The 20948-nt window shown below is 63.7% G+C and carries 19 protein-coding genes; 11 read left to right on the plus strand and 8 right to left on the minus strand.

What is annotated here, in order from left to right:
- Positions 1-32 precede the first annotated feature (32 nt).
- The 5 genes from AC6JA3_RS00595 to AC6JA3_RS00615 all read left to right on the plus strand — a co-directional run bounded on the left by AC6JA3_RS00595 (position 33) and on the right by AC6JA3_RS00615 (position 3510).
- On the plus strand, positions 33-491 hold the full coding sequence (locus AC6JA3_RS00595) for a hypothetical protein (protein ID WP_497919821.1): 459 nt from the start codon (positions 33-35) through the stop codon (positions 489-491).
- A complete protein-coding gene (locus AC6JA3_RS00600; protein WP_347782325.1) occupies positions 488-1165 on the plus strand; it encodes a hypothetical protein in 678 nt (225 codons plus the stop codon). Before AC6JA3_RS00595 ends, AC6JA3_RS00600 begins: the two co-directional genes overlap by 4 nt.
- 79 nt (positions 1166-1244) lie before the next feature.
- Positions 1245-2180 (plus strand): polyphosphate kinase 2, encoded by a 936-nt coding sequence (gene ppk2, locus AC6JA3_RS00605; protein WP_043433022.1) that lies wholly within the window; start codon positions 1245-1247, stop codon positions 2178-2180.
- Positions 2181-2240: 60 nt separating this feature from the next.
- Entirely contained in the window at positions 2241-2771 is a 531-nt protein-coding gene (locus AC6JA3_RS00610) for an RNA polymerase sigma factor (RefSeq protein ID WP_081733321.1), read from the plus strand.
- A complete protein-coding gene (locus tag AC6JA3_RS00615; RefSeq protein WP_497919822.1) occupies positions 2764-3510 on the plus strand; it encodes a hypothetical protein in 747 nt (248 codons plus the stop codon). The genes AC6JA3_RS00610 and AC6JA3_RS00615 overlap by 8 nt, the downstream gene beginning before the upstream one ends.
- 48 nt (positions 3511-3558) lie before the next feature.
- Here AC6JA3_RS00615 and treS read toward each other — a convergent pair whose 3' ends face one another.
- Positions 3559-5850 carry a maltose alpha-D-glucosyltransferase gene (gene treS, locus AC6JA3_RS00620; RefSeq protein ID WP_497919823.1) on the minus strand — a complete coding sequence of 764 codons (2292 nt, stop codon included), beginning with the start codon at positions 5848-5850 and terminating at the stop codon, positions 3559-3561.
- A 285-nt stretch (positions 5851-6135) separates the two neighbouring features.
- Here treS and AC6JA3_RS00625 point away from each other — a divergent pair, with 285 nt between their 5' ends.
- The 3 genes from AC6JA3_RS00625 (at position 6136) to AC6JA3_RS00635 (ending at position 9581) form a co-directional block, all read left to right on the plus strand.
- Positions 6136-7110, plus strand: a complete 975-nt coding sequence (locus AC6JA3_RS00625) for an NAD-dependent epimerase/dehydratase family protein (protein ID WP_497919824.1) — start codon at positions 6136-6138, stop codon at positions 7108-7110.
- 56 nt (positions 7111-7166) lie between these two features.
- Complete coding sequence (locus AC6JA3_RS00630) at positions 7167-8471, plus strand: LssY C-terminal domain-containing protein (protein WP_497919825.1); 1305 nt, start codon at positions 7167-7169, stop codon at positions 8469-8471.
- A 186-nt stretch (positions 8472-8657) separates the two neighbouring features.
- Entirely contained in the window at positions 8658-9581 is a 924-nt protein-coding gene (locus tag AC6JA3_RS00635) for an AEC family transporter (protein ID WP_497919826.1), read from the plus strand.
- Between the two features lie 515 nt (positions 9582-10096).
- Here the strand turns inward: AC6JA3_RS00635 and AC6JA3_RS00640 are convergent.
- The 3 genes from AC6JA3_RS00640 to AC6JA3_RS00650 are packed head-to-tail and all read right to left on the minus strand — an operon-like array spanning position 10097 to position 14031.
- Positions 10097-10603 carry a universal stress protein gene (locus AC6JA3_RS00640; RefSeq protein ID WP_091553515.1) on the minus strand — a complete coding sequence of 169 codons (507 nt, stop codon included), beginning with the start codon at positions 10601-10603 and terminating at the stop codon, positions 10097-10099.
- A 58-nt stretch (positions 10604-10661) separates the two neighbouring features.
- On the minus strand, positions 10662-11003 hold the full coding sequence (locus AC6JA3_RS00645; protein ID WP_026541119.1) for a CU044_2847 family protein: 342 nt from the start codon (positions 11001-11003) through the stop codon (positions 10662-10664).
- The gene (locus AC6JA3_RS00650) at positions 10987-14031 is read right to left on the minus strand and encodes a CHAT domain-containing protein (RefSeq protein ID WP_497919827.1); all 3045 of its coding nucleotides are present in this window, start codon (positions 14029-14031) and stop codon (positions 10987-10989) included. Before AC6JA3_RS00650 ends, AC6JA3_RS00645 begins: the two co-directional genes overlap by 17 nt.
- A gap of 204 nt (positions 14032-14235) precedes the next feature.
- On the opposite strand from AC6JA3_RS00650, the gene AC6JA3_RS00655 reads away from it, so the two are divergent.
- A complete protein-coding gene (locus AC6JA3_RS00655) occupies positions 14236-14436 on the plus strand; it encodes a hypothetical protein (protein ID WP_026547727.1) in 201 nt (66 codons plus the stop codon).
- 78 nt (positions 14437-14514) lie between these two features.
- Here AC6JA3_RS00655 and AC6JA3_RS00660 read toward each other — a convergent pair whose 3' ends face one another.
- The gene (locus AC6JA3_RS00660; RefSeq protein ID WP_497919828.1) at positions 14515-15546 is read right to left on the minus strand and encodes an LLM class flavin-dependent oxidoreductase; all 1032 of its coding nucleotides are present in this window, start codon (positions 15544-15546) and stop codon (positions 14515-14517) included.
- Positions 15547-15726: 180 nt separating this feature from the next.
- Positions 15727-16089: a CBU_0592 family membrane protein gene (locus AC6JA3_RS00665; RefSeq protein WP_497919829.1), complete on the minus strand. Its 363-nt coding sequence runs from the start codon at positions 16087-16089 to the stop codon at positions 15727-15729.
- A gap of 183 nt (positions 16090-16272) precedes the next feature.
- Between AC6JA3_RS00665 and AC6JA3_RS00670 the strand changes: the two genes are divergently transcribed.
- On the plus strand, positions 16273-17196 hold the full coding sequence (locus tag AC6JA3_RS00670) for a LysR family transcriptional regulator (protein ID WP_026541124.1): 924 nt from the start codon (positions 16273-16275) through the stop codon (positions 17194-17196).
- A 43-nt stretch (positions 17197-17239) separates the two neighbouring features.
- Here the strand turns inward: AC6JA3_RS00670 and AC6JA3_RS00675 are convergent, their stop codons facing one another.
- Together AC6JA3_RS00675 and AC6JA3_RS00680 are read right to left on the minus strand one after the other, a co-directional pair.
- Positions 17240-18019 carry an isocitrate lyase/PEP mutase family protein gene (locus AC6JA3_RS00675; protein ID WP_026541125.1) on the minus strand — a complete coding sequence of 260 codons (780 nt, stop codon included), beginning with the start codon at positions 18017-18019 and terminating at the stop codon, positions 17240-17242.
- A 112-nt stretch (positions 18020-18131) separates the two neighbouring features.
- Positions 18132-19340: a GGDEF domain-containing protein gene (locus tag AC6JA3_RS00680; protein WP_497919830.1), complete on the minus strand. Its 1209-nt coding sequence runs from the start codon at positions 19338-19340 to the stop codon at positions 18132-18134.
- Positions 19341-19698: 358 nt separating this feature from the next.
- On the opposite strand from AC6JA3_RS00680, the gene AC6JA3_RS00685 reads away from it, so the two are divergent.
- The gene (locus tag AC6JA3_RS00685; RefSeq protein WP_497919831.1) at positions 19699-20946 is read left to right on the plus strand and encodes a WD40/YVTN/BNR-like repeat-containing protein; all 1248 of its coding nucleotides are present in this window, start codon (positions 19699-19701) and stop codon (positions 20944-20946) included.
- The last annotated feature ends 2 nt before the right edge of the window (positions 20947-20948 follow it).

Below are 20948 nucleotides of genomic sequence, written 5' to 3' on the forward strand. Positions count from 1 at the left end.
ACAGGCTTCTTAAGTGCGGGCACCATGGACGTATGATCAGTCAACCCGGGGGTGACAGCTTAACTCCGCCAGGCGCTGATCCGCAGTGGCAGCAGGTGCTCACCCATCGTGCAGCCGACGACGGCTCCCGTGAAGCAGCAGCCAACAGGTTTGCAGAACGCGGGATCACCCCGGAGCAGGTGCGCTCCGTCTTGAACGATGGCGGCGATGCCATGTACGCGGCGGCCGCAGCGGGCAGTCCTGGTTGGGCAGAAGCATTCGGCGGGCCTTTGGCCGTGGCCCTGCTGTCCGCGGAAGTCAGTGCCTTTGCCGCACATTTGAATTCCAGGGCGTCCGGAGTCAGGTCAGCGGCTGTCGCCGAGCTCCTGGACGAATACAGCGCCGTCACCGTAGCCGGAGAGCTCGGAGTGGCGCGCCAGAAGGTATACGAAATTGCACGGGCAGGTCTTCGTCCGCCCTACATTGAGAAGGTCCCTTGGAGGACACAATGAATCCGATCGAAGAGAAGGTCCAATTACCGGACCCGCAAACCCACTTTCTGGTCCATCCACTTGACCTGCCGGCAGCCCGCAAGGAGTTCCTGCTGGGCTGGTGGTTGGGCGTCTTCGCCACGCCCCAGGTCTACACGGCGCTGCTTGCCTTCTTCTGGGCAGTCAGCAACAACTACGTCACACCCGTGCTGGTCCCGCTCGTTCTGGTGGTGATTGCGGGGTGGGTCGGTTCCAGGCTCACCCGCGGCGCCTGGGACTACATTCCACGGAAACGGCATGACCGGCAGCGGCGGTTGCCTGGCCTCAGGATCAGCGCAGCGCTCGTCACCTCGCTGGCACTCCTTGCCGGGCTGGTGGTGTTCATGCTCTGGGCTTCGGGGCAGGACTTCGTCCCCGGCTTCAGTGCCTACCCCTTGGGAATGGGTGCGGCCATTGTGCTGATCATGGTCTTGGAATTGGTGGTCAAGCTTGTCCGCCGCAGGACGCTGGAGATTGTTCCCCAGGTCCTGAGCACGGTTGTAGTGGCGATCGCCCTGTGCCTGGGATTCGTCCTCCTTCCGCCGGGGGATGCCCCTGGTGTCCCGGAGATGCTGCCCGGTGCCGCCATCCTTGTGGGCGTCTGGTTGATCTGGCTGCTTTTCACCACAACGGAGTCCCGCCGCAACCACGATTGATGGCCTGCAATTCTGTTCACGTTCCCGTCACCAGTCATTGCTAGGCTCCGGGCACTACACGGCTGACCAGGAGGACCGCATGACGGAGGCAAACGCACTATCCACTTCTTTGGACAATTGGTGGGTCAGGGACAACCTGAGGGAGACCATCGATCACTTAGTGGAGCTGGGCTACACCATCAGCGGCGGGCAGGGGGAAGACCCCGACCTGATCGACCCCGGTGGATCGGCGGTGGAGACCTGGAACGAGGATTATCCCTACGAACAGCGGATGACGCGGGACGAGTACGAGATCGAGAAGTACCGGCTCCAGATCGAGCTGCTGAAATTCCAGTACTGGGGCCAGGATCGCGGACTCAAGCATGTGATCGTGTTCGAAGGCAGGGACGCGGCAGGCAAGGGCGGCACCATCAAGCGTTTCACGGAGCATCTGGATCCGCGCTCCGCCCGGACTGTGGCGCTTGCCAAGCCGTCGGACCGCGAGCAGGGCCAGTGGTATTTCCAGCGCTATATCCAGCACCTTCCCACGGCCGGCGAGATCGTCATGTTCGACCGCTCCTGGTACAACCGGGCCAACGTGGAGAAAGTCATGGGCTTCTGCACCGATGACGAATACCGCACCTTCATGGGGCAGGCGCCGGTCTTCGAAAAGATGCTGGTGGACGCCGGTATCCACGTGACCAAGTTCTGGTTTTCCGTTACCAGGCAGGAGCAGCGCACCCGTTTCGCCATCCGCCAGATCGATCCCGTCCGCCGCTGGAAGCTCTCGCCCATGGACCTTGCGTCATTGGACCGCTGGGAAGAGTACACCGACGCCAAGGAACAGACCTTCCTGCACACGGACTCGGACCACGCACCGTGGATCACCATCAAATCCAACGACAAGAAGCGCGCCCGCATCAACGCCATGCGCTATTTCCTCAATCAGTTCGAGTATGAGGACAAGGACACCTCGGTGGTCTACGACGCCGATCCGCTGATCCTCCGCCGTGGCCGCGACGCCGTAGGCGACTAACTCGCGGGCCTTTTTCCGGAAGTTGGTTACATTCTTCCTACGGCCGGACATTAACGGGGTATGAGCTTGCAAATGGAGCAGGGGGATCGTGTGGAGCCAGCCAGGCAGAAGCATTTCCTGGCGGCACACGCGGCGTGCCACGACAAGGTGTACCGCTATTTCCGGCGTCGAACCGACGGTGCGTCGACGGCGGAGGACCTCACCGCCGACGTTTTCCGGATCGCGTGGGAAAAGTCCCGTCAGGACCAGGAACTCTCAGTCCTCGTGGTGTTCGGAATTGCCCGGAACGTCCTCCGCAACCACTACCGTTCAGCCGTTCGCTCCCACAACCTCACGCAGCAACTGGAGCGGCAGCGAACCCACGAGCTGGGTACGGACGACGGCGAGGTGAGGGAAGCGCTGGACCGGCTCAGACCCGAGGAACGCGAGGTCCTTCTCCTGACGTACTGGGATGGATTCAGTTCTGCCGAGGTTTCCGACCTGCTCGATGTCACGGCCACAGCGGTCAGGATGCGGCTACACCGGGCGCGGAAAGAGCTCAGCAAACTGCTTCGGACGGACCACACCACGGAGGATCCCCGCAATGCGTAACAACGAAACGTCTACCCTGGACCGCCTGGCTTCTGCCGATCCCGCCTTGACGGTAACAGAGGATGAACTGGCCCGGAGCCGGGAGAAGAGCCTGGCTGTCATGCGCACCGATGCAGAGCAGCTTTCTGTCGGGGGCTTCGTAGAAGATCTACACCGACGCTCGCCCAAGGGACGCCGCCTCCGGGTGCTGGCCGGTGCAGGGTTGGCGGCCGCGGCAGCAGCAGTTGTTGTGGGTGTGGTCCTGACGTCCTCCATGCCGGCTCCCCCCAACGAGCAAGCTGCGCCGGCTGCAACGCAACCCGTCACTGTTCAGGAGGACGCGTCGAACCCGCCAGGCCTTTCGCCCCTGCCGGAGATTACGGGGCTCAAAGATGCGACGGGGAACGCCAGGATTATTACCGGTGGCAACGGCAATAAGGCGGCTGTTTCCACGGACGAAGACGTAAACGTCTTCATGGAAGCGCTCGCCACGGGAACCTTGGGACTGAGCAGCGGCGGCTGCATAGTCAGCAACCCAGGGGACGGAAAATTCCATGGACTGATCTTCCCCTTCGGAACCAAAGTCACTAACGAGGGGGTTGTGCTGCCCGACGGCGTGGCGTTCAACATCGGCGATGAATTCTCGTTCGGCGGCGGCGGCACTCCCGAGGGCCTGCCGCCCAACGAGTGCCTTCCATCAGGCGGCGGTTTCCTGGTTCAGTCCTGGCGCGAGGCCCCGGTTTCGACGCAGCCTGAATAACACCAAACCGCAACGTCGGCGCTCCCATAAGTGCCGACGTCGTGCGTTCTATTCGGCGGACTCTTCCTCCACAACCGGGTCCTTCAACAGCAGCGCCGTGCCTTGGAACGGCCCGAGCTGGAGGAAGAAGCTGCACAGATCATCCACCTGGCCGACGTCCTCGCCGCTGAACAGGTCATGCACGGCAGCTCCCGGAACGAGGTGTGAGGACTGGATGCTGCCGGCGATGTCCTGGTCCGAGAAGTTCAGTACGGTGACCTGGAGTGCTCCGTCGGCGAGCTGGTTGACCAACACCAGCAGCCCCCGGTTGGAGACCTCGGGCACGTCCAGCAAGGTGCTGGTGGCGATGCCCGACTCCTCCCGCACTGTGAGGATCTGCTGGAGCCGGCGTGCGTAGGAGCTTGGATCGTTGAGCTGCTCAGGCAACGAGCCGTAGAGGCTGCGGGCCCGGGCCATGCCTGCCAGCGAGGTCTTCGCTTCGGGGCTGGTTCCCATGAGGTCGTGGGCGCCGCGGTTGATCCAGCGGGTGTCACCCTGCGACGTCAGCTCCTTGACGGTCTCGCGGTCCAGGGCCGTGATACCGGTGAGGTCCCAGCCGGAGAGCGCGAAGACGCCCGGCTGCAGCGCGTTGTACATGGACAACAGCACGTGGGCATCCCGCACCTGGGCCTCCTGCTCGGGGGTGATGGCGTCCTGGTCCGTGATACCCAGCGCGGCCGTGATGAAGCTGACCGTGGTGCAGGCGATGCCGTTGGTGGTGAAGAGTGCGTTGTACGGCCCGTTCTCGCCCGTGAGGCGTTCCCGCAGGGTTTCCTGCACTTTCTCGGCAACTTCGGCGCCGGTCAGTTCTTCGCCGCCCAGCTCAAAAATGTCGTCCCTGTGGCCGGCTGCGAAGTGCAGCAACTCGTAGGTAAGTTCGTCGTGGTTCTGGAGGGCATGGACCAGGGAAGCCTGGTCCACCCCGATCTCCATGGACAGGCGCAGGGTCAAACGCAGGAATTCGGTATCTCCGGTGACGAAGGCGTAGTGGTACGCGGGCCGGGTGATGAAGTCGTACGAGAGGTCGGGCCCGGACTCCGACTGGGCTTTGATGTCATCAATGGTGAGGTTCAGTTCCTGGAAGGAGAACCCGCCCACTTTGCGGATCATGGACCCGATCAGCTGGTTTGCGGCCTCAGACAACGGGTGGCCCTCCGACCAACCCGGCTCCTCCTCCGCACTCTTTTCGACGCCGAGGAATCCGTTGGCATCAAGCCGCAACGCACCGGTGCCGAGGTCCAGCAGCGAGTGCAGGGCATCGCCGACAACCAGGCGCATGCCGGCGAAGGTTGGGTCCAGCCAGTTGATGGAAGGCTGTCCGGACTTGAAGTAGTGGAGGTAGACCCAGCGGCGGGTCTTTCCGGTGGTGTCGATGATGGGCTTGGTGGCGCTCCAGTTGGTTTCCTTCACACCGGGTTCATAGAAAATGACCCGCTGCAGCCGCCCGATGATGTAGCCCGCCTTCTGCAGGGCCTCCTCGGCAGCCGGGCTGATGTTCACCGAATCCGCGCCCTCGGGGACGTCCGGCAACAGGTGCCAGTCTTCCTCGGGGATGTCCACCATGTGGTAGATCCCCGGGTAGTCGCGGAAGTTCATCTCAGCCAGCCGGAAGTCGGCACCCTTGCCGGTGTGCCCCGGGACGATGTCGTCAATGATGGTTCCGCCGTGCTGGTTGGCGACCTCGCACATTTGGCGGAACTCTTCTTCGGTGCCGAACGCGGGATCGATCGCCATGGAGATGCGGTCAAAATGCCCGTCCACGCTGGGAGTCTGCGACCAGCCACGGATGCCGCCGGCCAGCTTCACCGGGCCTGTGTGCAAACCGCGGATGCCGATCTTGCTGAACGCATCCCAAAGCTCGGGATCACCCAGTGCCGAGAGGAAGGACTGGCCATCCTTGGTGATGAAGGACAACGGGTAGGCCGTGAACCAGACAGGTGCGCGCTCCACGGCAGCGCGGGGGTTGGGCCTGGCATAGGAGTTCTGCCACATGCTTGCCTGGCCGGAAAGCTGCCGGGCCATGGTGTTGGCGTCCCCCAGCATGGACTGGTTCCGGAGCCAATCCACATAAGTGGAGTTCAGGCCGTCGAATTCAAGGGAAGGGCGGGCCGCGAAAAATTGCCGCCTGCGGGCAATGGGCCTCAGCGCCTTGGGGCGGGCCGGGTAGAACTGCTCGTCGAAGGTGATTTCCGCCGGTTCGCTCACGCTTTCATCGGGCGTTTCCTGTGGCGTTTCCTCCGAATTTTCTTCCGGAGTTCCGCTGGTTTCTGACACGCTCTCGCTGACTGCAGGCTCCCGCACAGTTTTCTCCTTTACGTGGTCGCCGCGTCAACGCCGACCGTCCGAGGGGGTCGTTCAAGAGGTCACGTACCCGGGCTGCCCCGGACTATTCATGCTAGTCACGTTGGCCTGCGGTTTGTCGAACCCGCGAACAAGTAAGTCTCGTTATTATTCAGCGGCTTGACGTTCAGTGCTTGGAGGTCAACTGCAAAGAAGCCCGACGTCGGCACCCGGGTGAGTGCCGACGTCGGCCCTACCAATCCATCCTCACCTCCCAGTACCGTGGCTCGTGGAGATCGGAGAACAATGAAAATCGTTGTGATCGGTGGCAGCGGCCATATCGGGTCCTTCCTTGTACCCAGGCTCGTGCGGGCCGGGCATGAAGTCATCAACATCAGCCGCGGGACCGGCACTTCCTATGTTGCTGCGCCTGAATGGCAGCAGGTCCGCCAGGTAACCGCGGACCGGGAGCAGGAGGACCGGGAGGGCAGCTTTGGCGACCGGGTAGCGCAACTGGGTGCCGACGTCGTTGTTGACCTCATCTGCTTCACGCCCGAATCTGCCAGCGCGCTGGTCGGACGCCTGCGCGGCGGGACCGGCCATCTGCTGCATTGCGGCTCCATTTGGCGCTACGGCATCAGCCTGAAGTTGCCCCTTGTGGAAGGCGCGGACTCCGCTGAAGAGCCCCTGGATGAGTATGGGATCCGGAAGCGGGACATTGCCCGCATGCTCAAGGAAGAGACGGCAGCGGGCGGGTTGGCCACCACGTCGATTCATCCCGGGCACATCGTGGGTCCCGGATGGCAGCCGATCGGGCCGTTGGGAAACCTGGACCCGGGAGTGTGGAAGACGATTGCCGCAGGGCACGCACTCCAGGTTCCGGGGAACGGCACTGAGTTGATGCACCATGTCCACGCCGATGACGTCGCCCAGGCCTTCGAGAAAGCCATCCTGAACCGGGAATCGGCTGCCGGGGAAGATTTCAACATTGTTGCCCCCACCGCGTTGACGGTTCGGGGTTACGTGGGCATGGCGGCATCGTGGTTTGGCCAGGAGCCTCGTATGGAAACGGTGGGCTGGGAGGAGTTCCGCCGGAGCACCACTGAGGAATCTGCCGATATCAGCTGGGCCCATCTTTCCCGCAACCACTGCGTGAGCATTCAAAAGGCTGTGTCGATGATCGGGTACGCGCCGCGCTACGAACCCGAGGAGGCAATCCTGGAATCCCTGCAGTGGCTTGTCGCCAACGGGCAGCTCGACGTACCGAAACTGCTGGCCTAAGCCTGTACAACTGCCACCCGAAGTCCCAAGCTTAAGGGGCCACAGGGGGGAGCTTCATGGACACAGCGCCGAACAAGGACGCCACGGACAGCAGGCTCGACCACGGGTTCTTCGTCCTCGGTGGAGCCGCCACGGTATGGCTGGCATTCCTGCTGGTGGGCGAAAGCTTTCATCTGGGGTGGGGCCAGTTGTGGTTCTCCTTCGTATTCTGGGCATTCCTTGCCTACCTGCTGTTGCCGCGGTTGCACCGGATCCTGACCACCATTTACGTTCCCGGGTATTTCATTGGCCGCGCCAGGACCAGCGACGGACTGCTGGGCGACCCCGTCAACGTCGCGTTGCTGGGGGCCGAACCCCAAGTCCATGCGATCATGAGGTCCGCCGGGTGGACCCTGGCCGACGACGTCACCTTCGCCAGCAGCCGGCGCATCGTTAGTTCCACCATCTTTCGGCAGAGCTATACCGAGGCTCCGGTCAGCCCGTTGTATCTCTTCGACCGGCAGCAGGACTTTGCCTACCAGCAAGAGGTCAACAACACCCCCGGCAAACGCCACCACGTCCGCTTTTGGCGATGCCCTGAAGGGTGGCTCCTTCCAGGCGGGCACCAAGTGGACTGGCTCGCCGCCGGAACATACGACCGCAGTGTCGGCTTCTCGCTCTTCACCTTGCAGGTCACGCACAAAATCGAGCAGAACACGGACGTGGAGCGGGACCACATCGTTTCCACCCTTTCGGCTGCCGAAGCCAGTGTCTCCGTGCACGTCATCAAGGACTTTTCCACCGGCTATCACACGCGCAACGGCGGCGGTGATTCCATTTCAACCGACGGCGACCTGCCCATTGTCGATGCCCGCAGCGTCTCCGTCCCCGCCGACCAACCACCCAGCCGGACCGACAGCCGTGACCGGCGTCCGGCACCCATCGTGACCGGTGCGGTCCTGGTTGCCATCCGGGCCATAGCCGCTTTTACGTTGGCGATGACCCTGCTGACGTCAGGCGGCGACATTGGCCTTGAAGATGTCGTCCTGGATGCGGAAACCACGACGTCGGTAATCGTCACCATGGCGGTCATCGTCCTGCTGTTCGGACTCGGCGAGGTTTTCCTGGCCTGGCGGATCTTCCTTGGCAGCAATGGGGCCCGGGTGATCGCCATGGCTTTGAGCTCCATCTCGATCCTGGTGCAGGCCGTCGACTATTCCACCGGGACTGCCAACCTCACCATGGAAGCCGGCCTCTCCGGCCTGGCCTCGGATATCCTCGTCCTCTTGGCGTTGTCCAGCCAGCGGGCCAGGGTCTATGCCAAGCGGCAGCGCGTCCCGGCCGTTCCTGCGTCTGTAGTGGTTCGGCGTGTGCCTTCCTGACCTTCTTTGAGTGTTGGTTCGGCCTGACACGCCTTCCTTTGCGGCGTGTCGAGGTGGTTTCGGACCCAAAGTGGGTGGTGACGACGCGTGGCAGCCCCGCCGTTTCCTGCCCGATAGGGTTAATCCGTTCCCAGCCAGCCTGCGTCACCAGCCGGGCCTCCAGAGTTACGGATTGAGGAAAACGGTGTGGACGGAGTCCTTCAAGGTTTCTTTGTGGTCAGCGTGGTGCTGCTCATTGGCTACATCCTTGGCAGGACCAAGGCACTGGGTCCCGAGGGCAGCAAGGTTCTCTCGACGCTGACTTTCATGGTGGGGCTGCCCTGCCTGATGTTTTCGGCGATTGCCTCGCGCCATATTTCAGATGTCCTCAGTGCCACGGGCTTGATTTCGGTGGTCACCGCGGTGGCGGTCATGCTCGTGTTTACCGTGGCTGGCCTCATTGGCCGCTGGGGTGTCCGGCGGACCACTATCGGCGCGCTGTCCGTGGGAATCGTGAACTCCACCAATTTGGGGGTGCCGTTGTCCCTGTATATCCTCGGCAGCGCCACGTACGTCACGCCCATCATGCTGTTTCAGCTGGCCATCGTGACACCCATCGCCTTGACCATCCTCGACCTCACAGATCCCGCGGGCAAGCAAGTCTCCGTCTGGCGCGTGCTGTCCATCCCGTTCCGCAACCCTGTCACCGTGGCAGCAATTCTTGGGGTGGGCGTGAGCGCTTTGGGCATCGAAGTGCCCTCGCTCATCCTCGACCCCCTGGCACTTGTGGCCCAGTTGGCAGTGCCGCTGATGTTGATCATCTTCGGCATGTCCCTGCACGGGCTCTCCGTCCGGCCCGGCATCGGCGATCGGACGCCCACCACTGTGGCCGTGATCCTCAAATCTGCTGTTCAGCCAGCACTTGCCTGGATCCTGGCGGCATTCGTGTTCCATCTGGACCCGTTCAGCACGTTCGTGGTCACTGCCTGCGCCATCCTTCCCACCGGCCAAAACGTGGTGCTCTACGCGGTCCGATACGGCGTGGGCCAGGGCATTGCCCAATCCACGGCGGTGTTCACCAGCATCCTGGCCGTGCCGCTGCTTCTTGGGGCAGCGTGGCTGTTCGGCTGAGCCGTTGTGGTTTCCCATCCGCGTTGGAGTCGGCGCTCACGTCGTGGAAGTTCCGTTTCCAAAAGTAGGCGGTGCCGTCGCCACCCACTTTGAATCGGCTGAAGGCTGGACACGCCGGTGCATGCGGCGTGTTGCCGTTCTCGGAGATCCAAAGCGGGTGGCGACGGTACGCGGCCTGAAGCCGCCACCCGTTGAAGGCCGCCCCCATAAGGCTCGACGACGGCACTCACCATTAGCGCCGCCGTCGTCCGTCAGCGTGGGAGGTGAGAGAGCGTCCGGCTGGAGGGGAGGGGATGTGGAAGAGCGTCCGGCTGAAGGGGAGGGGATGTGAGAGAGCGTCCGGCTGAAGGGGAGGGGATGTGAGAGAAGGTTGCTTAAACAAAAGAGCTCCGGAGTGCGTTATTGGGGGATACGCACTCCGGAGCGGCCTTTGACAGGGGCTTTCGCTACCCTGCAGTAATCACTCTACGTTGCCCGCAACCCCTTCGCCACCACCTCGAATAACTACTTTCGCTTTAGTTTCCATGGGGAGCTTCCGGCCGCTTTTTCTGGGGCACAATCAGCACCGGCCGGCGTTGGTGATGGCTCAACCAAGCGGCCACGGAGCCGTTGAGGGCTTCAGAAATCCGGTGGCCAAACCCGGGCTCGGGTGTTCCCACGATGATCATGGAAGCGTTGATATCAGCGGCAAGCCTGCCCAGTGCCCGTGCCGGATCTCCCGCCAGCAGACGCAACGTCCACTCGGCGGTGCCGCCGTCCATCGCTTCCGCGATCGCTTTGCCGAGATCACCCCGGACGGCTTCGACGTCGGCGTTGTCCTTCTCAGGGTGCAGCGACATCCGGTGTGTCTCCCGCGAGGGGTCCCACTCAACGAGGTAGCTGGCCTCGTCCACATAGGCGCACACCAGCGGCACGCCGAGCCGCTCGGCCAACGTCCGGGCGGTCTGCAGGACCTCCACGTGCTGGTCCGGAAGAACCCCCACCACCAGGGGAATCGGTCCGCTGAAATCTTCCACAGCCATACCCTTATTGTTGCGCCGGGGTGCCCCAATGAACAGGTTGTTCAGAGGCGTAGGGGCATCAGGTTTCCGTTGGCTTGTTCCACGTCAGTCGCACCTTGAAGTTCGATGCCGTACTGGCCGAAGCGATGAACGCACCCGCCTCGGCATGGAGGTCTATCCCGAATTCCACGCTTACTTCATCAGGACGGTTTTCCAGGCTCAGAAGCTCATCGATCACCCCTTGGACCGCTGGGCGCACATGGGCCAGCGCCCGCTCAAAGGTTTGCTGGGCCCGGGCAAAGACCCCCGAATGGTCCCCGGCGTGATCGCCGCCCCTTGTTACCAGGCTCCCCGCGGCGTTCGCGACCTCCACAACTACCGTGCCGCCGTCGTCGGTAGTGAATTCAACCAACCTGCTCATGTTCCTGTCCCTTCTCCGCTGCGGCAAGGCGGCGGGCCGCCACCACCAGTCCGACCCCCGCTGCACAAACAACCACAAGCTGAATCAACACAAAGTACGCATGCGTCCGGTACCAGGACTCAAGGAAGACTCCCTTGTCCTGCACCCACACCAGCGGGACTGTCACCGTAGGCCACATGAGCAGCCATCCGAACGGCTTGGAGGTGCGGGACCTCAAGGCCAGGATCCCCGCCCACGCGCCCAGGCCCGCATGCACAAAACTGGCAACGACGGCGGTGGCGTCCACCGTTTCGTTGAGCCCGGAAAGCCCAAAAACAGCCCCGGAAACCACCACGCCCACCATCGCCGCCCTGCCGGCGGCGGTGCGGTCGGGAAGTCCCGCCACGGCCAACAGCACGTACCCCAGGGGTGCCACCAGGCCGTAGACGACGCGGAGGGACCCATCGCCCCCGCTCTCGTACCAATAGTTGTCGTCCAGCCAGAGGAAGTAGACCGCGAAGCATGCGCCAAGGCCGCCGGCCACCACCAGTGCGACACCTCCCCACAACAGCGGCATCGACCGCGGTGTCGTCAGCCCGTCTCCGGAGACCGACGCGGAAGGGCGCGGTGTTGGGGCGGCGGTTGTCGACGGTTCGCCTCTTGAAACGCCGGCGTTCGACGGCGGGATCGCTGCGGGTGCCTCGGCCACAGTGGTGGATGTGGCTGGGGCCGGTGCGGCTGGGGGTGCGCTGGCCTCGCCCGCGGCGGCGGAGGGGGCCGGGCCTGTTGCGGATGGGGCTGCGCCGGCCTCGCCCGCGGTGGCGGAGGGGGCCGGGCCTGATGCGGATGGGGCTGTTGTCCGGCCGGAGCCTTTCAATGGGCGACGGGGTTGGCCCTGGTCCGTCGAGGGCGGGGTAAATGCCGCCATTTTCCGGGCTGGCCGAACCGGGGGATCGGCTGCCGTGTACGAGCCCTCCGGCTTCCTTTCCCCGGACACCGCATCCATCCCGGTCCCGGCCACCTCAACGTTCGAAGGCTCCGTGGGCCTGGCTTTCTCCAGTTCTTCCCGGGCTGCCGTTGCAAGCCCGTCCGGATCTGCGGCGAGGGGATCCACGGTAGCCAGCTCTGCTGAAACGTCCAGCACCGCCTCCCAGGAGCCGAGGGAGGAATGGTATCGGAGCTCACCTTGCAGGTCCGAGATTCGTTGGCGGCGCTCGCAGTCCTGACGTCGGGAGGCGGCGTCAGGGAATGCGGGGTGGTCCTGGACCGCGGCGAAGCCATCTGCTGCGGCCAGCCAATCTTCGGCCTCCTCAGCCTCCAGTGCTTCGTGATAAGTGCGATCCAGTTCCAGTCTTTGCCTCGCGTTGTCTCTCAGGGTTGTCGCGTCCCGGTACCCGGGCTCAAGCGTCAGGAGGTCTTCGAACAGTTCCACGGCCTGTTCCAGTCGGCGGGCCCGCAACTCGGCGGAAGCTTGGACGTATAGTGCCCTCAGTTGCGCCCGTTTCATGGCCTGCTCTTGGGCGGCCCGAGGTTGGGGCACTCGATTGGCATAGCCCTCCCCGGCGTTGGCCTGCCCGGCATAGCCCTGCCCGGCGCTGGCCTGCGGCGAGTTGGCGCCGGGCTGTGTGCCTTGCCCGGGGCTGCCCGATACCTGCGGAGATGCCCATGGTGCCGTTTGGGTCGGTAAACGGGGGTCCTTTACCGGGTCGGGCGGTGACGCCGTCGAACCTGCGTTTGCTGGTGCCGCAGCTTGGCCGCCCGGGGTGTTGGTCGCCGTCGAACCTGCGTTGGCTGGTGCCGCAGCTTGGCCGCCCGGGGTGTTGGTCGCCGTCGAACCTGGGTTGGCTGGTGCCGCAGCTTGACCGCCCGAGGTGTTGGTCGCCGTCGAACTTTCAACTGACGCCCCGCTTCCAACCCGCGCCGTGCCTTCAACTGCCACCGGAGTGCGCGGTGTTCCTTTCAACGTGAACAGTTGAGTGGTGCCGCCGCGGACGTAGAGGGCCGGGGTGACCCATTCGAGCGTTCCGTCGGGGCTGGCCATGACTGAGATCCTGCCGACGCGCGCCGCCTCATCCACGGTGCGGCCGTTGGCGATCGCGGCGTAGAAGCCGTGGGCGAAGGCGATGGCGGCGTAGTCGCTGATGGCGAATTGCATTGCAGCGACGGCGCCAATGCCGCTCCTGACCAAGGCGGACGCCGTACCTGAGAAAAGGTCTGATTGGCCCATTTCCCCGGATGAGCAGGAGTTCAGCACCACCAACCTCGGGCGTGGCGCGGCGACGCTGAGCAGGGCCATCAACCTGACGGCGCGGACCATGGCGGCCCTGCCGTCGGGACCCACCAGGGCTATCCTGCCTTCGTCGGTTCGGGAGTCGTAGTCGCCGTGGCCCACAAAATGGACCACATGCCAAGGCCCGGCCAACAGCAAGGACTGCACATCATCCCAGGTCCCCGTTTTCGCCCAGACCAGCTCCACCCGGCCTTCGGCAACGGGCCCAGCCAAGGCCCGGGCCAAGTGTTCTTTCTCGGCAGCGACATCCAAGGAGGGCAGGTCCCGCGGCGAGGCAACAATTCCCAGGATGCGCAGAGGGGGCTCCACATCCAAGGGGTTCAAGTTGTAGTCCGGTGCGGGGATGTGGCGGAGGAGGGGCTCGGTCTGGCATAGATAGGTTTCAGTTTCGGGGTCGAACAAGGTCTCCCAGGGCATGGTGGCCAGTTCCGGCGCCGACAACCTTAGAACCACCCTGAGCTGCTGGCCGGCGTGCTGCGCGGCGCCCAGGCTGGCACGGTAGGTACCGTAAACCTCGCGGGTGAACAGGGCCTGGAATAACTGTTGTCCCACTTCCCGGACGGCCATTTCAGCCACGGGCATGGTCCTTCGCGCAGCCACGGCAGAGGCCAGGACCGTGGCTTCAAGTTGGGGGAGCCGTTCCAGGATGCCATCCACATCCAGGGTGAACGTGCCCGAAGCGTGGCCTCCCGCCGGTGCACGGACCACGTGCACCGCATATTCGCCGCGTCCAGAGCCGGCATCAATCTCCAGCTCCATGTCACAGTCCATGGCGGATCCCTTGTGTGACGGGAGTCCGGCCCAACGAAGCGTACGCCGGGAACTCTCCTAGAAACAGAGTGGCCCTAAGCGCGGCCGGCCACAAGGGCCGGACCCTTGTAGACGACCCCGCCCCGGCCTACGGTTAATCCGTGCCTGCGGCGTACTTGAACCCACGGCACATCCGAAAGAAGGCGGTCCGCGATGGAAATTTTCATGTGGTGGCTCGATCTGCACCTGGACAGCAAAGAATGGTTGCGGGAAAACCTGCGCGTCGATGAGCTTCCCCTGCCCGTACTGCAGCATATTGCCGAAGCCGGGGGACCCCATCCGGACAAGGTCAGCGGTGTGCTGACGGAGGCGGACTGGGACTTCATTGAGACACAGTCGGAGTTTGTGGACTGACGCTGCGTGGCCCGCGACGCCTGACTGACGCTGCGTGGCCCCGACGCCGGTCTGACGGGGCCTGACCCGCGACGCCGGTCAGGCGGCGGGCGTCCACCCCAGGGCCGGCCCGAGTTTCTCCGCGATGTCGGTGAGGATCTGCACATAGTCCTCGTGCTCAAAGCTGAAGGGCAGCGCGAATGCCACCTCGTCCACCTCTTGGAAACCTTGGTGGGCGTAGAGCTGCCCGGCGATCTCCTCGCTGGTTCCGATAATGTCCTGGGCGAACATCATGCCCTTCGGTCCCTGGGGCGCACGGGTACGTGGGGTCCGTTGGTCCACATACCGCTGGTATTTCTGCCGCTGGTCCGGTGAGGCCGAGTCTGTGGGAATCACCACCAGGCCTTGGGAGACGCGGGCAGGATGGCCTCCTTGGGCTGCGGCTTCGCGATAGGCGCGGATCTGGGACTGCTGGACCTTGGCAAAGTCCGGTTCCTGGTCCTTGTCCGGGAAGATCACGCTGCTGGAGAGCAGGTTGAAGCCGTTTTCCCCGGCCCACACTGCCGATTTCATGCTCGCAGCCCCGTACCAAAGCCGCGCACGCAGGCCCGGTGAATGTGGTTCCACGCGTTGTGAAAATTCCTCCACCACGCCTTGTTTGCCGGAAAATTCCCGGATTTTCTCCCCGGCGACCAGACGGGCAAGCCGGTTCACACGGGCGTAGCTGAAATCCTCCACATCGGCGGTGTCCGGGTAGAGCTCGTGCTTCACGGTGTCGTAATTCATGGGTTCCCCCACGCTCAGCCCCGGATTGATGCGTCCACCGGAGAGAAGGTCCACGGTGGCCAGGTCTTCGGCCAGGCGCAAGGGGTTTTCCCAACCCAGCGGCGTCACGGCAGTTCCCAGCTCAATCCTGGAGGTGCGCTGGCTTGCCGCTGCCATGACCGCAACGGGCGAGGAAATCCCGAACTGCAGATGCCGGTGCCGGAGCCATGCGCTGTCGAAACCCAGCCGTTCCCCAAGCTCGATGATCTCCAAGGTGGACCGGTGCCCTGCGGCCGGATCCGCGGGATCGAACAGGCCGATGGTGAGGAAACCAAGTTTGCGCAGGGGATGTTCGGGAGTGGGCATTGGCTTCCTTCACAGATTGGGCGGCGGCTACTGCCCAGAATAGGCTCCGGTACCAGGCACGACGTCGGGACGTTACCTTTTGTGATGCCGGTGCCGGTGCCGGTGCCGGCGCCGTTCCCGTTGCCGGTGCCGGTGCCGGCGCCGTTGCCGTTGCCGTTGAAGGACTTTGGTGCCGGGAGGCTATGCGGCGATGGCGCTGGGGCGGGTGGCCGCGACGATGACCTGGGCGGCGGTGTCCGGGCCAAGCGACGGGGTCCTTTGAGCCTGTTCCTGGGCCTGTGCCTGCTGAGCCTCGCGCTCCTGCCGTTCCTTTGCCCGCATCCGGAGCAGCGAAACTGCTGAGATCAGGAACCAGGCCACGTTGGTCGCTACGGAAGGCCATGCACCGTGGAGCGTCCCATTGATGATGAAAGCGCACGAACCAAGGAGGTTGACGGTTTGGAAGGTAGTGCCTGCCTGCAACCAACCCATGGACACTGACAAGTAGCCGCCGAGCATTGCCACTGCGCCGGCCCAGCCGGTGATTTCGAACAGCAGTTCCATGGGATTTCCTTTCGGGATTTGGGCACCCCGGAAGGCGCCGGTGAGCGGCGTGTGATCCGGAGTGGAGGCTTGATTAGCTGATCGGTATTTCGAGGCTGAATCGTGCTTTTGAGTCAATATTGGGCGAGGATTGCCTTTAGATCAATTGCAATCTTCTGAAGGCGGAGTTTAGGAGCGCTTAACATGGATGTGGACCCCCGCAGACTCCTGGTCCTTCTTGCTGTCGCCCGCACCGGAGGCGTCCTCGCAGCTGCCGATGAACTGCGCATTACGCCCTCCGCGGTGTCCCAGCAGCTGAGCAAACTTGAGGCCGAGGCAGGGCAGTCGCTGCTCCTGCGAACCCCCAAAGGGTCAGTGCTCACACCCGCGGGCCTGGCCATGGCAGAGGCGGGGGAAGAGATAGAGCGGGCGCTCAACGTCGCAAGGGCCCGGATGCAGAGCGAAGTGAATATCGCAGGCGTTGTAAGGGTGGGCGGCTTCACCAGCTTCATGCGCACGGTAGTGATCCCGCGCCTTCCGGAATGGCGGAGCCAATACCCCCAGCTGCAGATCCAGATCGTGGAGGACAGCTTCCCTGCGGTGATGAGGCTGATTCGCCAGCGCCAGCTCGATGCCGTGGTGATCGAACAGGACTCGACGGCGGCAGAGCAGCATCCGATGGCCGCCGGAATGGTCCAGGAGCCCTTGATGGATGAGCCGTGGAAACTTGTGGTGCCCGCAGGCAGCCTGCTGGGCACGGATAACATCGATCTCAGCCGCTTGCACTTGCCCTGGCTGGGGGTGGAGTCATCAGCAGCCAATACTGCAGTGCTCGGACGCCTCCGGCACTCCACGGGGGCACGGATTGAGACTGTTCATCAGTACCACGACACCCTGACGGCGCTGGCACTCGTCGCCGCCGGCGAGGGGGTGGCCATTGTGCCCACCCTTGCGCTCACGGGAGTGGTCCACGACCATGTGGACATCCTGGACGTTCCTGGTTTAGGCACCAGGCACATCGCCCTGCGACGCTTCGACCGCCGTCGGGCAGCGAGCCTGCCCGTGGACACGGTGGCCCGGCTTCTGCGGGAATCCGCAGCTGCCTTCGACACCCGCTCCGGCTCCTGACCTGTCCCGCCGCCACCGGCGGAACGGGCCAGGAGCCGCCCGGCTAGTTCAGCGCCGGAGTGTCGGTCGGGATCACGCCGGAGCCGTAAAGATCCGAGGCAAGATCCTGCAGTGCCCGCAAGGCCACGCGCTGGGTGAACGGACCGTAGGACACCCGGGCCACGCCGAGTTCCTGGAGTTCTGCAGCGGGAAGGGCTCCCGGGGCGCCGATCACGGAAAGCTTGCCGTGGCCGAGGCCTTCAACCAGCGGCTCGATGACCTCACGGGTCATGGCGCCGGGCACGAAGACCAGGGCAGCACCGGCGTCGAGGAAAGCGCGGCCGCGGGCGATGGCATCCTGGATGCTTTCTTCAATGGGGCGCTCGCCGCCCCGCACAATGGCATCGGTGCGCGCATTGAGCTGGAATGCGATTCCTTCATCTGCGGCAGCCGAGATGATTGCCTGGACGCGGGCAACGGCTTCGTCGAAGGGACGGAGTCGGTCTTCGACGTTTGCACCGACCACTCCAATCGCAATCGCCCGGCGGATGGTCTCGGCCGGGTTGTCGTAGCCATCGTCCAGGTCTGCACTGACAGGGTGATCCACGGCGTCGACAATCCGCTTTACTCCATCCAGCGCGACGTCCAAAGGCATGGTTCCGTCGGCATATCCGAAGGACGCAGCAATGGAATGTCCTGCCGTCGCAATCGCCTGCGTCCCAGGAAGCTCTGCGATGGTCCGGGCGCTGATGGCGTCCCACACGTTCACCACGCTCAGGATTTCGGGGGCCTCGTGCAGGGCTTTCAGCTTTTGTGCGCGTGCATTGGTGTTTGCTTCAGTCATCGTCGCTCTCCGTTAATGTTTGTCCTCCGTGATTCACGGGTGGGGACCACTCTCACTTGCCACCCACAGCCTAGGCATAAGGCCACACGAGGCGATACCAACCTATGTGAACTTACGACGGCGGACGGCTGGCTTCAGGCGCGGGTTCCGTTCCCGCAGGCACGGCTCCCACCACCCGGTTCCGCCCCTGCGCCTTCGCGCTGTAGAGGGCGGCGTCGGCCACGTTGATCATGAAGGAAAGGTCCTGGACGTCGGTTCCCGTGGAGGTCACCCCGTAGCTGACTGTCGGGAAGGGCAACCCGTCCGGACCCCTCATGGACTGCAGGTGGTCACTGATTTCGGAGGCGATTGCCTCGGCCCTCTGTTGGGAGGCGCCGGGCAGGAAGAGGATAAACTCCTCCCCTCCATACCGCCCTACGAGGTCTGTTGACCTGACCGAGGCGATGCAGGCTGCAGCGAAGGCGCGGAGGGCTGCGTCTCCGGCTGAATGCCCATGCTCGTCATTGATTGCCTTGAAATGGTCCAGGTCGGCGAGGATCAAAGCTGCCCCCCGGCCGGACGGCCGGGCAAGGGACCGGGCTGCAAGGTCCAGGAACGCACCCCTGTTGAGCAGGCCCGTCAGGTGGTCACGCTCGGCACGTTCCCGGAGGCGTTTGATCAGCTGCTTGTTGCTGAGCGTATTCATGGTGGAGGACACGGACACCAGGAGCATCAAATGCATGAGGGCCGCCGGCGCGTAACCAAAGAAGTCAAGGAACACCGAGCTGTTGGGCCCGGCTGCCACAAAGGTGATGCCGCGGGACAAGTAGTACAAGGCAGTCAGCGCGGCAATCAAGGACAGGAACGTGGTGATCCGCGAGCGTCCGGGCCTCGCGAACCACAGTTCCACGGCGGCCAGGCTGATTCCCAGCGTAGTCAGGCTGAGGTACGTCAAGCCGCCCGACCATACTCCGGATCCCGGGTCATCCAATGCCGAGGCAAGTCCGCTGAGCAGGGGAGCCGGTACCAGGAGCCACGGGGTGGCGCGGCGGTCCCTTAAGGTACGGGCTCCCGCCCAGAGGCAGAAGGTACCGGCAACAACCAGGGCCTTGCCCAGCGGGTTTGCCCAGAATTGCGAGGCCGTCCCGTTCAGGAGGAACGCGGCGTTGCCAACAAAGAACAGGCATAAGGCAACCCGCCACCACCCGGCGTATGCCGAGTGTCTCCGCTGGGACGACACACAGGAAATGACGATCAGGGCCAGGGTGACCAGGCCGAGGACCATCCTTACGGAGAAGGGGTCCAGGACTATTGCTCCCTCTTGCAGTGCTGCTGCAACCATGGCGCGGCCCCGCTAACGCGCTGGGACCGCAGAGTTCCCTTGTGACGGCTTCATGGCTCCCTGACCTCGCAAAACATTTGTTCCCCCAACAACGTTGTTCCGGCCTCGTGACCGCAAAACCACAGTCAAGCACGTTTTCTCCCGCGCCGGGGGACAACGGTGGTTCTGGCTGCAGAAAAGTTTTTTTCTATTTCCGCGTCACGATCTGGAGTTTGGCGACACTGTAACCGTTAGGAGTTCTTTGCCCAGAGTTTGAACGCAATGGAAAGTCCGGCCGAATCTGCTGAGGGCATCCCAAAACTGCGACTATCCACATACGCCCGGAAAACCGTTGCCACCCACCCGCACCGATGGTTCGATGGGACTCATGGCAACCGCAGATAACGCAGAGAGTTATGTCCTGGCTATCGGGACCAAAAAGGGCCTGTGGCTGGCAACCAGCCCGGACCGCAAGGATTGGTCCCTCTCCGGCCCGCACTTCCTGATGAGCGAGATACCCAGCATCGGGATAGATACGCGCAACGGCAAAACCCGGATCATGGTGGGAGTCCGTTCCGAGCATTGGGGGCCCACCGTCGCCCACTCCGACGACCTTGGAGCCAGTTGGACCGAGCCGGAGCAAGGCGCCATCAAATTTCCGGAGGGCACGGATGCAGCCCTGGAACGCGTCTGGCAGATCTACCCCGACGCCGAGTCCCGGCCCGGCGTGGTGTGGGCCGGGTGTGAACCGATTTCAGTGTGGAAATCCACCGACGGCGGCGAACACTTCGAGTTGAACCGCGGACTGTGGGACCACCCCCACCGCAGCGAATGGGGTGCCGGTTACGGGGGAGCGGCGGCACACTCGATCGTGGTTGACCCGTCCGGCGATAAAGTCCACATCGCCATGAGTACGGGCGGGGTGTACAGATCGCTCGACGGCGGGACCTCCTGGGAGCCCCGGAACAAAGGAATCTCGGCCTACTTCATGCCCGATCCCAACCCCGAGTTCGGGCAATGCGTCCACAAGATCGCGGCAGACGCCGCCGTCGAGGGCCGTTTGTACGCTCAAAACCATCACGGCGTGTACCGCTCGGATGACAACGGGGAGAACTGGGAATCGATCGCGGACGGGTTGCCTGCGGATTTTGGTTTCGTCATGCTGACGCACCCGCGGCGCGAAGGAACCGCGTGGGTGATTCCGTTGAAGGCCGATGGCGAACGCATCCCGCCGAACAGCAAGCTCAGCGTCCACCGCACCAATGACGCCGGCAATACGTGGACCGAACTGCACGCCGGTCTCCCGGACCATGAGTACAACGCCGTCCTGCGCGATGCCGCGTCCGTGGACACGGCCGAGCCCGTGGGGGTGTATTTCGGAACCCGCGGAGGTGCCGTCTATGCCAGCGCTGATGAGGGCAGCACCTTCACGGAAGTTGCCTCACACTTGCCGGACGTCCTGTGCGTAAGGGCCGCCGTCGTGGTGGACAACACGGCAGGAGTGGAAGCGCCACTGGCTGCGGCGGAAGCCACAGTGATTGCCGAAGCCGCAGTGATAGTGGAGGCAGCGGCCCAGGAGATTGACCCCACTCCGGGCGATCAAGCCAGCGCGCCGGTGCCGGGTTAGGC

This window comes from Arthrobacter sp. TmtSoilC79 (genome assembly GCF_059739405.1).